Source organism: Burkholderia sp. BCC0097 (assembly GCF_902832985.1).
GTDB lineage: Bacteria > Pseudomonadota > Gammaproteobacteria > Burkholderiales > Burkholderiaceae > Burkholderia > Burkholderia orbicola.
On the sequence record NZ_CADFDM010000012.1, the window covers coordinates 190,856 to 200,897 of the forward strand.

21 protein-coding genes and 1 pseudogene are annotated in these 10,042 nt (G+C 59.9%); all 22 read right to left on the reverse strand.

The window, feature by feature from the left end:
- Positions 1 to 38: 38 nt before the first annotated feature.
- Positions 39 to 473 (reverse strand): 50S ribosomal protein L15, encoded by a 435-nt coding sequence (gene rplO, locus HWX07_RS32820; protein WP_006477180.1) that lies wholly within the window; start codon positions 471 to 473, stop codon positions 39 to 41.
- 26 nt (positions 474 to 499) lie between these two features.
- Positions 500 to 682 (reverse strand): 50S ribosomal protein L30, encoded by a 183-nt coding sequence (gene rpmD, locus HWX07_RS32825; RefSeq protein WP_006400644.1) that lies wholly within the window; start codon positions 680 to 682, stop codon positions 500 to 502.
- A 15-nt stretch (positions 683 to 697) separates the two neighbouring features.
- Positions 698 to 1,216 (reverse strand): 30S ribosomal protein S5, encoded by a 519-nt coding sequence (gene rpsE, locus HWX07_RS32830; RefSeq protein ID WP_006752931.1) that lies wholly within the window; start codon positions 1,214 to 1,216, stop codon positions 698 to 700.
- A 14-nt stretch (positions 1,217 to 1,230) separates the two neighbouring features.
- Positions 1,231 to 1,596, reverse strand: coding sequence for a 50S ribosomal protein L18 (gene rplR / locus HWX07_RS32835; RefSeq protein ID WP_006477183.1), 366 nt, complete (start codon positions 1,594 to 1,596; stop codon positions 1,231 to 1,233).
- A 12-nt stretch (positions 1,597 to 1,608) separates the two neighbouring features.
- Entirely contained in the window at positions 1,609 to 2,139 is a 531-nt protein-coding gene (gene rplF / locus HWX07_RS32840; RefSeq protein ID WP_006477184.1) for a 50S ribosomal protein L6, read from the reverse strand.
- Positions 2,140 to 2,157: 18 nt separating this feature from the next.
- The gene (gene rpsH, locus HWX07_RS32845) at positions 2,158 to 2,553 is read right to left on the reverse strand and encodes a 30S ribosomal protein S8 (RefSeq protein WP_006477185.1); all 396 of its coding nucleotides are present in this window, start codon (positions 2,551 to 2,553) and stop codon (positions 2,158 to 2,160) included.
- Positions 2,554 to 2,567: 14 nt separating this feature from the next.
- Positions 2,568 to 2,873, reverse strand: coding sequence for a 30S ribosomal protein S14 (gene rpsN / locus HWX07_RS32850; RefSeq protein WP_006482884.1), 306 nt, complete (start codon positions 2,871 to 2,873; stop codon positions 2,568 to 2,570).
- Between the two features lie 7 nt (positions 2,874 to 2,880).
- A complete protein-coding gene (gene rplE, locus HWX07_RS32855; protein ID WP_006477186.1) occupies positions 2,881 to 3,420 on the reverse strand; it encodes a 50S ribosomal protein L5 in 540 nt (179 codons plus the stop codon).
- Positions 3,421 to 3,436: 16 nt separating this feature from the next.
- Positions 3,437 to 3,745: a 50S ribosomal protein L24 gene (gene rplX / locus HWX07_RS32860; RefSeq protein ID WP_006477187.1), complete on the reverse strand. Its 309-nt coding sequence runs from the start codon at positions 3,743 to 3,745 to the stop codon at positions 3,437 to 3,439.
- Between the two features lie 9 nt (positions 3,746 to 3,754).
- Entirely contained in the window at positions 3,755 to 4,123 is a 369-nt protein-coding gene (rplN, locus tag HWX07_RS32865; protein ID WP_006482918.1) for a 50S ribosomal protein L14, read from the reverse strand.
- A gap of 309 nt (positions 4,124 to 4,432) precedes the next feature.
- On the reverse strand, positions 4,433 to 4,705 hold the full coding sequence (gene rpsQ / locus HWX07_RS32870; protein WP_006477189.1) for a 30S ribosomal protein S17: 273 nt from the start codon (positions 4,703 to 4,705) through the stop codon (positions 4,433 to 4,435).
- Positions 4,702 to 4,896, reverse strand: a complete 195-nt coding sequence (gene rpmC, locus HWX07_RS32875; protein ID WP_006400652.1) for a 50S ribosomal protein L29 — start codon at positions 4,894 to 4,896, stop codon at positions 4,702 to 4,704. Before rpmC ends, rpsQ begins: the two co-directional genes overlap by 4 nt.
- Before the next feature lie 9 nt (positions 4,897 to 4,905).
- Complete coding sequence (gene rplP, locus HWX07_RS32880) at positions 4,906 to 5,322, reverse strand: 50S ribosomal protein L16 (RefSeq protein ID WP_006482873.1); 417 nt, start codon at positions 5,320 to 5,322, stop codon at positions 4,906 to 4,908.
- Positions 5,323 to 5,324: 2 nt separating this feature from the next.
- Entirely contained in the window at positions 5,325 to 6,125 is an 801-nt protein-coding gene (gene rpsC, locus HWX07_RS32885; protein WP_006482899.1) for a 30S ribosomal protein S3, read from the reverse strand.
- 11 nt (positions 6,126 to 6,136) lie between these two features.
- Positions 6,137 to 6,466: a 50S ribosomal protein L22 gene (gene rplV, locus HWX07_RS32890; protein WP_004199272.1), complete on the reverse strand. Its 330-nt coding sequence runs from the start codon at positions 6,464 to 6,466 to the stop codon at positions 6,137 to 6,139.
- Between the two features lie 12 nt (positions 6,467 to 6,478).
- Entirely contained in the window at positions 6,479 to 6,754 is a 276-nt protein-coding gene (gene rpsS, locus HWX07_RS32895; protein ID WP_004199273.1) for a 30S ribosomal protein S19, read from the reverse strand.
- 10 nt (positions 6,755 to 6,764) lie between these two features.
- A complete protein-coding gene (gene rplB, locus HWX07_RS32900; RefSeq protein ID WP_006482900.1) occupies positions 6,765 to 7,592 on the reverse strand; it encodes a 50S ribosomal protein L2 in 828 nt (275 codons plus the stop codon).
- Positions 7,593 to 7,594: 2 nt separating this feature from the next.
- The gene (gene rplW, locus HWX07_RS32905; RefSeq protein ID WP_004199275.1) at positions 7,595 to 7,909 is read right to left on the reverse strand and encodes a 50S ribosomal protein L23; all 315 of its coding nucleotides are present in this window, start codon (positions 7,907 to 7,909) and stop codon (positions 7,595 to 7,597) included.
- The gene (gene rplD / locus HWX07_RS32910) at positions 7,906 to 8,526 is read right to left on the reverse strand and encodes a 50S ribosomal protein L4 (protein ID WP_006477192.1); all 621 of its coding nucleotides are present in this window, start codon (positions 8,524 to 8,526) and stop codon (positions 7,906 to 7,908) included. Before rplD ends, rplW begins: the two co-directional genes overlap by 4 nt.
- Positions 8,526 to 9,176 (reverse strand): 50S ribosomal protein L3, encoded by a 651-nt coding sequence (rplC, locus tag HWX07_RS32915; RefSeq protein WP_006482922.1) that lies wholly within the window; start codon positions 9,174 to 9,176, stop codon positions 8,526 to 8,528. The genes rplD and rplC overlap by 1 nt, the downstream gene beginning before the upstream one ends.
- A gap of 178 nt (positions 9,177 to 9,354) precedes the next feature.
- Positions 9,355 to 9,666 (reverse strand): 30S ribosomal protein S10, encoded by a 312-nt coding sequence (gene rpsJ, locus HWX07_RS32920; protein ID WP_004199280.1) that lies wholly within the window; start codon positions 9,664 to 9,666, stop codon positions 9,355 to 9,357.
- A gap of 286 nt (positions 9,667 to 9,952) precedes the next feature.
- Positions 9,953 to 10,042 (reverse strand): annotated as a pseudogene (locus HWX07_RS32925) (elongation factor Tu); the annotation flags it as partial.

Consider the following 10,042-nt stretch of genomic DNA (forward strand, 5'->3'; position numbering starts at 1 on the left):
CTTCTCCGATGAATGCAAGTGACGACGCGCTACGCGTGTCACTCGGCGAACGAACCGCCAGCCGCTTCGATCGCAGCGCGCGCACCCTTGGTGGCACCGAGACCCTTCACGACGATCTTGCGCTTCAGTTCGCCCGTCGCGATGATCTTTGCGCTCTTCGTCAGCTCGCCGACCAGGCCGGCTTGCTTCAGTGCGAGCAGATCGATCTCGTCGACCGGCAGCTTCTCGAGGTCGCTCAGGCGCACTTCACCGACGAATTCCTTCGTCAGCGACGTGAAGCCGCGCTTCGGCAGACGACGTTGCAGCGGCATCTGACCGCCTTCGAAACCGACTTTGTGGAAGCCGCCCGAACGCGATTTCTGACCCTTGTGACCACGGCCAGCCGTCTTGCCGAGGCCCGAACCGATGCCACGACCGACGCGACGCTTGGCGTGCTTTGCACCAGCGGCCGGCTTCAGGTTATTCAATTCCATATCAACTCCTTGATCCGTAGGGCCGCTTACGCGATGACCTTAACGAGGTACGAGACCTTGTTGATCATGCCGCGGACCGCCGGCGTGTCCTGCAGCTCGCTAACCGAATTGAGTCGGCGCAGGCCCAGGCCACGCACGGTCGCGCGGTGCGATTCGCGGGTCCCGATCAGGCTCTTGACGAGCTGAACCTTGACAGTTTTTTCAGACATGGTGACCACCCGGGCTTAGCCCAAAATATCTTCGACGGACTTGCCGCGCTTCGCCGCGATGTCTGCCGGGGTCGATTGCTTGCGCAGACCGTCCAGCGTGGCGCGAACGAGGTTGTACGGGTTCGTCGAACCGTGGCTCTTCGCCACGACGTTCTGAACGCCCATCACGTCGAACACTGCGCGCATCGGGCCGCCGGCGATCACGCCCGTACCTGCCTTCGCCGGAGCGAGGAGGACAGCGGATGCGCCATGCTTGCCGTGCACTTCGTGCTGCAGCGTGCCGTTCTTGAGCGGCACCTTGAACATGTTGCGGCGAGCTTGTTCCATTGCCTTCTGGACAGCGACCGGCACTTCCTTCGCCTTGCCCTTGCCCATACCGATGCGGCCATCACCATCGCCAACCACGGTCAGTGCGGCGAAGCCGAGAATACGGCCACCCTTCACGACCTTGGTCACGCGATTGACCGAAATCATCTTTTCGCGAAGGCCGTCGTCGCGCTCGTCAGCCTGAACTTTCGCTTGCATCTTTGCCATGACGAATTCCTTCCTTAGAACTTGAGCCCAGCTTCGCGAGCTGCCTCAGCCAGCGCCTTGACGCGGCCGTGGTAGCGGAAGCCCGAGCGGTCGAAGGCGACGGATTCGATGCCGGCAGCCTTTGCCTTTTCGGCAATACGCTTGCCGATCAGCGTCGCAGCATTGACGTTGCCGCCCTTGCCCGACTTGTCGGCCAGTTCTGCGCGCACTTCTGCCTCGAGCGTCGACGCGCTGGCGAGCACCTTGGTGCCGCAGGGCGAGAACACTTGAGCGTAGATGTGCGTGTTCGTGCGATGCACGGCGAGACGCGCGACCTGCAGCTCAGCGATCTTGATACGCGTCTGGCGAGCGCGGCGCAGGCGAGATTGAGTCTTATCCATGATTGCGCACCCTTACTTCTTCTTCGTTTCTTTGAGGATCACAACCTCGTCGGCATAGCGCACGCCCTTGCCCTTGTAGGGCTCCGGCGGACGGTAACCGCGAACTTCCGCAGCCACTTGACCGACTTGTTGCTTGTTGATCCCCTTGATCACGATTTCGGTTTGCGTCGGGGTTTCAGCCTTGACGCCTTCCGGCATCTGGTGCACCACCGGGTGCGAGAAACCCAGCGACAGGTTCAGCTTGTCGCCTTGCGCTTGCGCACGGTAACCGACGCCAACCAGCGTCAGCTTGCGCTCGAAACCCTTGGTCACGCCGTGCACGGCATTCGCGATGATCGCGCGCATCGTGCCCGACAGTGCATTTGCTTCGCGGCTTTCGTCGACCGGCGACAGATTCAGCGTGCCGTCGTTGTTCGCCACGTTCACGAGCGGATTGATCGCTTGCGTGATGGTGCCCAGCGGGCCCTTGACGGTGATTGCACCGTCGGCCAGCTTGACTTCCGCGCCTTGCAGCGCGATCGGGCTCTTACCTACTCGAGACATGTTTCTCTCTCCTCGGCTTTAAGCGACGTAGCAGATGACTTCGCCGCCGACGCCGGTAGCGCGCGCCTTGCGGTCGGTCATCACGCCCTTCGGCGTCGACACGATTGCCACACCGAGGCCGTTCATGACCTGCGGAATGTCGTTACGGCCGCGGTACACGCGCAGACCAGGCTTCGACACGCGCTCGAGGCGTTCGATGACCGGGCGACCTGCGTAGTACTTCAGCGCGATATTCAGTTCGGACTTCGCACCTTCTGCCTTCACGGCGAAATCGTCGATATAGCCTTCGTCCTTCAGGACTTGCGCGATTGCAACCTTGACCTTCGACGAGGGCATCGCGACCGATACCTTCTCGACCATCTGCGCGTTGCGGATGCGAGTCAGCATATCGGCGATAGGATCACTCATGCTCATTTACGTTTCTCCTATTACCAGCTCGCCTTGGTCAGGCCAGGAATCTCGCCACGGAATGCGATTTCACGAATCTTGTTACGCGCGAGGCCGAATTTACGGAACGTGCCACGCGGACGGCCCGTGATCGCGCAGCGGTTACGCTGGCGGGTCGGGTTTGCGTTGCGGGGCAGTTGCTGCAGCTCCAGGCGTGCTTCGTAGCGCTCTTCTTCCGACTTGCTTTGGTCTTCGACGATCGCCTTCAGCGCTTCGCGCTTTGCTGCGAACTTCGCGACCAGGCGGGCGCGCTTCTTTTCACGTTCGATCAGTGCCAGTTTAGCCACGGTAACCTCAGTTTCTGAACGGGAACTTGAAGCTGGCGAGCAGAGCCTTTGCTTCGTCGTCGGTCTTCGCAGTCGTCGTGATGCTGATGTTCAGCCCACGCAGCGCGTCGATCTTGTCGTAATCGATTTCGGGGAAAATGATCTGCTCTTTCACACCGATGTTGTAGTTGCCACGGCCATCGAAAGCACGACCCGACACACCGCGGAAGTCACGCACGCGGGGCAGGGCAACCGTCACGAAACGGTCGAGGAATTCGTACATCGCTTGGCCACGCAGCGTCACCATCGCGCCGATGGGGTAACCCTGGCGGATCTTGAAGCCTGCGATTGCCTTGCGAGCCTTCGTGACGACCGGCTTCTGGCCGGCGATCTTCGTGAGGTCGCCAACGGCGTTCTCGATGATCTTCTTGTCAGCGATCGCTTCGCCAAGACCCATGTTCAGCGTGATCTTGGTGATGCGCGGCACTTCCATGACCGACTTGTAACCGAACTTCTCGATCAGGCCGGGCACAACCTTTTCTTTGTAAAACTCTTGAAAACGAGCCATTTTTTACTCCGCTGCGTCAGGCGCTCAGTACGGCACCGGTCGTCTTCAGGAAGCGAACCTTCTTGCCTTCCTCGACCTTGATGCCAACACGCGACGCCTTGCCATTCGCGTCGACCAGTGCGACGTTCGAAATATGCAGGGGCATCGTCTTCGCTTCCACGCCGCCCGTCGTACCCTTCATCGGGTTCGGCTTCACATGCTTCTTGACGAGGTTGATACCTTCAACCGTCACATGTTCAGCACCGACAGCCAGCACGACGCCGCGCTTGCCCTTGTCCTTGCCAGTGACGACGATGACTTCGTCACCTTTGCGAATCTTGTTCATCGCGACTCCTTACAGCACTTCCGGCGCCAGCGAAACGATCTTCATGAATCGTTCGCTACGCAGCTCACGCGTCACCGGCCCGAAGATACGGGTGCCGATCGGCTCGAGCTTGTTATTCAAAAGCACAGCGGCGTTGCCGTCGAACTTGATCAGCGAGCCGTCTTGACGGCGCACGCCCTTGGCGGTGCGAACCACCACGGCGTTGTAGATTTCGCCTTTCTTCACGCGCCCGCGCGGCGTTGCCTCTTTGACGCTCACCTTGATGATGTCGCCAATGCCGGCATAACGACGCTTCGAGCCGCCGAGCACCTTGATGCACAGGACTTCACGTGCACCCGTGTTGTCGGCTACTTCGAGCCGAGATTCGGTCTGGATCATGGTTTGTCTTTCCCAACTTAATCCGGATGCACCACCATGATGCATTCGGTCAGTCTTGGTCCCGTCAGCCAATCGGCTGCTTGGGTTGGAACAGCAGCGACGGCAAACGAAACCCGCCATCGCAATTCGGTGAATCTTTCGGACAGGCTGGCGCCAGTCCGCTTCCCCCACCAACTTCGCCCGCGACGGGGCTCCCATAAAGAGGGAAGACCAGGATTATAACAAATAATCCTGGTCCCGCAAGCAAAAACTTTGCGATTTCAAGCACTTCGTGGAGAAGTGCCTGTTACTGCCTACTGCACTGCCCGCTTAGATGACGCGAGCGGCTTCGACGAGGCGCGACACCGTCCAGGCCTTCGTCTTCGAAACAGGACGCGTTTCCTGGATTTCGACGAGATCGCCTTCGTTGTAGGTGTTCGCTTCATCGTGCGCGTGGTACTTCTTCGAACGCACGACATACTTGCCGTAGATCGGGTGCTTGACGCGGTGCTCGATCAGCACGGTGACGGTCTTGTCCATCTTGTTGCTGACGACCCGACCGACCAGCGTCCGCTTCAGCGAGGTTTTCACGCTATCGTTCATTTCTGGTTCGCCTTCTGAGTCATGACGGTCCGCACACGTGCGATGTCGCGACGAACCTTCTTCAGCTGGCTCGTGTTCGTGAGCTGCTGGGTCGCGAGTTGCATGCGCAGGCCGAATTGCGCCTTCAGCAGGTCCGCCAGCTCCTTGTTGAGCGCGGCCTGGTCTTTCTGGAGAAGTTCGGAAGCCTTCATGTTTTCTCCTTAGGCGCCGAGCTGGCGCACGATGAATGCCGTCTTGAGCGGCAGCTTGGCTGCGGCCAGACGGAACGCTTCGCGTGCCAGTTCTTCGGTTACGCCGTCCATTTCATAGAGCATCTTGCCCGGCTGAATCTCGGCGACGTAGTACTCCGGGTTACCCTTACCGTTACCCATACGCACTTCGGCCGGCTTCTGCGAAATCGGCTTGTCCGGGAAGATCCGGATCCAGATGCGGCCGCCACGCTTGATGTGACGCGTCATTGCACGACGCGCCGCTTCAATCTGACGTGCGGTCAAACGACCGCGACCGATCGCCTTCAGGCCGAATTCACCGAACGACACTGCGTTGCCGCGCGTCGCCTTGCCGGTGTTACGACCCTTCTGCTCTTTACGATACTTTCTGCGTTTCGGTTGCAGCATCGTTATTCTCCAGTCTTGCCGTCTTCGGGCTTGCCGGCGCCACGGCGCGGTGCGCCACGACGAGCACCCGGAGCGCCGCCTTCGCCGTCACGGCGCGGACGACGGTCGCCCGGACGCGCATTGCGACGCGGACGCTTGTCTTCGGCTACTTCTTCCACCACCGGTGCGTCGTTGCGGCCGAGCGTATCGCCCTTGTAGACCCACACCTTGACGCCGATGATCCCGTAAGTCGTCTTCGCTTCCGAAGTCGCGTAGTCGATATCAGCACGCAGCGTGTGAAGCGGCACGCGACCTTCGCGATACCACTCCGTACGAGCGATTTCGATACCGTTCAGACGGCCCGCGCTCATGATCTTGATGCCTTGGGCACCCAGACGCATCGCGTTCTGCATCGCACGCTTCATCGCGCGACGGAACATGATCCGGCGCTCGAGCTGTTGCGTGATCGAGTCAGCGATCAGCTGAGCATCGGTTTCCGGCTTGCGGATTTCTTCGATGTTGACGTGAACCGGCACGCCCATGCGGCGTTGCAGTTCCGTCTTCAGCTGTTCGATATCCTCGCCCTTCTTGCCGATGACCACACCCGGACGCGAGCTGTAAATCGTGATGCGCGCGTTCTTCGCCGGACGCTCGATGACGACCCGACCGACCGAAGCGTTCTTCAGCTTCTTCTTCAGGTATTCACGAACACCGATGTCTTCCTGCAGCATCGCCGCGAAATTGTTGTTGTTCGCGTACCAACGCGAAGCCCAATTGCGGCTGACAGCCAGGCGGAAGCCAGTCGGATGAATTTTCTGTCCCATCGTATGGCTCCTTAATTCCCGACCGTCACAGTGATGTGACAGGATTGCTTCTCGATGCGGTTACCGCGGCCCTTGGCGCGCGCGGTGAAACGCTTGAGCGATGCAGCCTTGTCGACGTAGATGCTCTTGATCTTGAGCTCGTCGATATCAGCGCCTTCGTTGTGCTCCGCATTCGCGATTGCCGACAGCACAACCTTCTTCACGATGCCAGCCGCCTTCTTCGGCGAGAACGTCAGAACGTTCAGCGCCTTGTCGACCGGCAAACCGCGGATCTGGTCAGCCACAAGGCGCGTTTTCTGCGCCGAGATGCGGGCACCGCGATGAATTGCTTTCACTTCCATCTTGATTGCCCCTTATTTCTTGGCCTTCTTGTCGGCTGCGTGACCCTTGAACGTACGGGTCAGTGCGAACTCGCCAAGCTTGTGGCCGACCATGTTTTCCGAGATGTACACCGGAACGTGTTGACGGCCGTTGTGAACAGCGATCGTCAGGCCGATGAAATCCGGCAGAATCGTCGAGCGACGCGACCAGGTCTTGATCGGCTTTTTGTCGCGCGAAGCTGCAGCCGCCTCAACTTTCTTCAGCAAATGGGCGTCGCAGAACGGACCTTTTTTAACAGAACGTGCCATTGCCTACTCCTTAACGCTTGTGACGGCGCTGGACGATCATCGTCGTCGTGCGCTTGTTGCTGCGGGTGCGGTAACCCTTAGCCGGCGTACCCCACGGGCTCACCGGGTCGCGACCTGCAGCCGTCTTGCCCTCACCACCACCGTGCGGGTGATCGACCGGGTTCATCGCAACGCCACGCACCGTCGGGCGGATACCGCGCCAGCGGTTCGCGCCAGCCTTGCCGATTTGGCGCAGGCTATGCTCTTCGTTGCCGACTTCACCGATCGTTGCACGGCACTCGATGTGCACGCGGCGGATTTCGCCCGAACGCAGACGAACCTGCGCGTAGACGCCTTCGCGCGCCAGCAACATGGCCGACGTGCCAGCCGAACGCGCCATTTGCGCGCCCTTGCCCGGCAGCATCTCGATGCAGTGGATCGTCGTACCGACCGGAATGTTGCGGATCGGCAGCGTGTTGCCTGCACGGATCGGCGCTTCCGAACCCGACATCAGCTGTTGGCCGACGGTCAGGCCCTTCGGGGCGATGATGTAGCGACGTTCGCCGTCTGCGTAGAGCACCAGCGCGATGTTCGCGCTACGGTTCGGGTCGTACTCGAGACGCTCGACCTTTGCCGGGATACCATCCTTCGTGCGACGGAAATCGACGATACGATAGTGTTGCTTGTGACCACCACCCTTGTGACGCGTGGTGATACGACCGTTGTTGTTACGGCCGGCGGTCGAGCTCTGCGAGTCGAGCAGTGCCGCGAACGGCTTGCCCTGGTGCAGGTTCTTGTTGACCACCTTGACCATCGCGCGGCGACCCGGCGATGTCGGCTTAACTTTAACGATTGCCATGATTACTTGGCCTCCGCTTCAAAGTTGATTTCCTGGCCGGGCTTCAGGCAAACGTACGCCTTCTTCACGTCCTTGCGGCGGCCCATCGAACGACCGAAGCGCTTTTGCTTGCCCTTCTGAACCAGCACGTTGACCGAATCAACTTCAACCTTGAACAGCAGCTCGACAGCCGCCTTCACTTCCTGCTTCGTGGCATCCGGTGCGACTTCGAACACGACTTGCTCGTTCTTGTCGGCAACCAGCGTCGCCTTTTCCGAGATCACCGGTGCGAGCAGGACCTGCATCAAACGATGATCGTTCTTGCGAATCTCGCTCATGACAGCAACTCCTCGATCTGGGCGACCGCAGCCTTCGTGACCAGCACTTTCTTGAAGTAGATCAGCGACAGCGGGTCAGCGTAGCGCGGCTCGACAATCGCCACGTGCGGCAGGTTGCGCGAAGCCAGGTACAGGTTCTCGTCGACCGTGTCGGTGATGATCAGCACGGAGTCGAGACCCATGGTCTTGAATTTGTCGGCCAGCAGCTTGGTCTTCGGCGCTTCGAGGATGATGTCCTCGACGACCGACAGACGGCCTTCACGGGCCAGCTGCGAGAAGATCGAGCAGAGACCTGCGCGATGCATCTTCTTGTTGACCTTGTGCGAGAAGTTTTCTTCCGGCGAATTCGGGAAGATACGACCACCGCCACGCCACAGCGGGCTCGACGACATACCGGCACGAGCGCGGCCCGTACCCTTCTGGCGCCACGGCTTCTTGGTCGTGTGCTTGACTTGCTCACGGTCCTTCTGTGCGCGGTTACCCTGGCGAGCATTCGCCTGGTAAGCGACGACGACCTGGTGGATCAGCGCTTCGTTGTAGTCACGACCGAACACGACGTCCGATGCGTTGACCACTGCACCTTCCTGACCATTTTCGTTCAGGAGCTTGAGTTCCATTATTTCGCCCCCTTGGTCTTGACGGCCGGCGTCACGAAGACCTTGCCGCCCTTCGCGCCCGGAATCGCACCCTTCACGAGCAGCAGCTTGCGCTCTGCGTCGATACGAGCGATTTCGAGGTTCTGCACCGTCACCGTCACGTCACCCATGTGACCCGTCATGCGTTTACCCGGGAAAACACGACCCGGATCCTGCGCCATACCGATCGAGCCCGGCACGTTGTGCGAGCGCGAGTTACCGTGCGTGGCACGGCCGGAGGAGAAGTTGTAACGCTTGATCGTACCGGCGTAGCCCTTACCGATCGACACGCCTTGCACGTCGACCTTCTGGCCCACTTCGAAAAGATCTGCACCGACCACGGCGCCATTCGACAGCTCGGCTGCCTTGGCCGCGTCAATGCGGAATTCCTTAAGGATTTCACCGGCTTCGACACCGGCTTTGGCGAGATGACCTGCCAGCGGCTTCGTCACGCGCGATGCGCGGCGGGAGCCGAATGCAACCTGCACGGCCGTGTAGCCGTCGGTTTCAACAGTCTTGATCTGCGTCACGCGGTTGTCCGACACGTCCAGCACGGTGACGGGAATCGAATCCCCTTCAGCCGTGAAGATACGGGTCATGCCAACCTTGCGACCTACGAGTCCAAGGCTCATCATTTTCTCCATTCCCGACTGCGATTGGTCGGGGCTGATTTACAAAATGCCGGGCACGCAAGGCCCAACTTTTTTACGCGAATACGCGAAAAGCCAAGCAGTATAGCCCGACTTTCCGATTTCCGCAAGCAATACAAAGACTTAGCACCGCCCGGCGGACCGACCGGCGCTGGAAGCCTTACTGCAGCTTGATTTCCACGTCGACGCCAGCCGGCAGGTCGAGCTTCATCAGCGCGTCAACGGTCTTGTCCGTCGGGTCGACGATGTCCATCAGGCGCTGGTGGGTGCGGATTTCGAGCTGATCGCGCGACGTCTTGTTGACGTGCGGCGAACGCAGGATGTCAAAACGCTGAATGCGCGTCGGCAGCGGCACCGGGCCACGGACGATTGCGCCAGTCCGCTTCGCGGTATCGACGATTTCGGCAGCCGATTGATCGATCAGACGATAGTCGAATGCCTTCAGGCGAATGCGGATTTTCTGTTGCTGCATGACAATTCCTTGAAAAGAGCGAGGCGATGTTGCATCGCCGGACACTAAAAGAACGTGAAACATGACGCCAGCGGGGAGCGAAGCATCAGGTTCCGGACAGTACTTCCACTGCTAAGCCCGCGATTCTACACGAAATTCTGAAGCAGTGTTGCGTGTTTCTCGGTGCGCGCAACGCGCCGCCGGAAAACAAAACCGGGCGCCAGCGCAAGCTGGACACCCGGTTTCGACGGTACAACGGCGTACCGCGGGAATCGCGGACCCCGTCGGGATCCGCGGATCGTCGATATTACTCGATGATCTTGGCGACGACGCCGGCGCCGACGGTACGGCCACCTTCGCGGATCGCGAAGCGCAGACCCTCTTCCATCGCGATCGG

Bases quoted from the DNA above. Each gene is read 5' to 3' on its own strand.
- rpsH (WP_006477185.1), bottom strand. From the start codon at position 2,553: ATGAGCATGAGTGATCCTATCGCCGATATGCTGACTCGCATCCGCAAC.
- rplN (WP_006482918.1), bottom strand. From the start codon at position 4,123: ATGATCCAGACCGAATCTCGGCTCGAAGTAGCCGACAACACGGGTGCA.
- rplF (WP_006477184.1), bottom strand. From the start codon at position 2,139: ATGTCTCGAGTAGGTAAGAGCCCGATCGCGCTGCAAGGCGCGGAAGTC.
- rplE (WP_006477186.1), bottom strand. From the start codon at position 3,420: ATGGCTCGTTTTCAAGAGTTTTACAAAGAAAAGGTTGTGCCCGGCCTG.
- rpmC (WP_006400652.1), bottom strand. From the start codon at position 4,896: ATGAAGGCTTCCGAACTTCTCCAGAAAGACCAGGCCGCGCTCAACAAG.
- rplV (WP_004199272.1), bottom strand. From the start codon at position 6,466: ATGGAAGTGAAAGCAATTCATCGCGGTGCCCGCATCTCGGCGCAGAAA.
- rpsC (WP_006482899.1), bottom strand. From the start codon at position 6,125: ATGGGACAGAAAATTCATCCGACTGGCTTCCGCCTGGCTGTCAGCCGC.
- rplP (WP_006482873.1), bottom strand. From the start codon at position 5,322: ATGCTGCAACCGAAACGCAGAAAGTATCGTAAAGAGCAGAAGGGTCGT.
- rplC (WP_006482922.1), bottom strand. From the start codon at position 9,176: ATGAGCCTTGGACTCGTAGGTCGCAAGGTTGGCATGACCCGTATCTTC.
- rplW (WP_004199275.1), bottom strand. From the start codon at position 7,909: ATGAGCGAGATTCGCAAGAACGATCATCGTTTGATGCAGGTCCTGCTC.
- rplX (WP_006477187.1), bottom strand. From the start codon at position 3,745: ATGAACAAGATTCGCAAAGGTGACGAAGTCATCGTCGTCACTGGCAAG.
- rplD (WP_006477192.1), bottom strand. From the start codon at position 8,526: ATGGAACTCAAGCTCCTGAACGAAAATGGTCAGGAAGGTGCAGTGGTC.
- rpsJ (WP_004199280.1), bottom strand. From the start codon at position 9,666: ATGCAGCAACAGAAAATCCGCATTCGCCTGAAGGCATTCGACTATCGT.
- rpmD (WP_006400644.1), bottom strand. From the start codon at position 682: ATGTCTGAAAAAACTGTCAAGGTTCAGCTCGTCAAGAGCCTGATCGGG.
- rplO (WP_006477180.1), bottom strand. From the start codon at position 473: ATGGAATTGAATAACCTGAAGCCGGCCGCTGGTGCAAAGCACGCCAAG.
- rplB (WP_006482900.1), bottom strand. From the start codon at position 7,592: ATGGCAATCGTTAAAGTTAAGCCGACATCGCCGGGTCGCCGCGCGATG.
- rplR (WP_006477183.1), bottom strand. From the start codon at position 1,596: ATGGATAAGACTCAATCTCGCCTGCGCCGCGCTCGCCAGACGCGTATC.
- rpsE (WP_006752931.1), bottom strand. From the start codon at position 1,216: ATGGCAAAGATGCAAGCGAAAGTTCAGGCTGACGAGCGCGACGACGGC.
- rpsQ (WP_006477189.1), bottom strand. From the start codon at position 4,705: ATGAACGATAGCGTGAAAACCTCGCTGAAGCGGACGCTGGTCGGTCGG.
- rpsS (WP_004199273.1), bottom strand. From the start codon at position 6,754: ATGGCACGTTCTGTTAAAAAAGGTCCGTTCTGCGACGCCCATTTGCTG.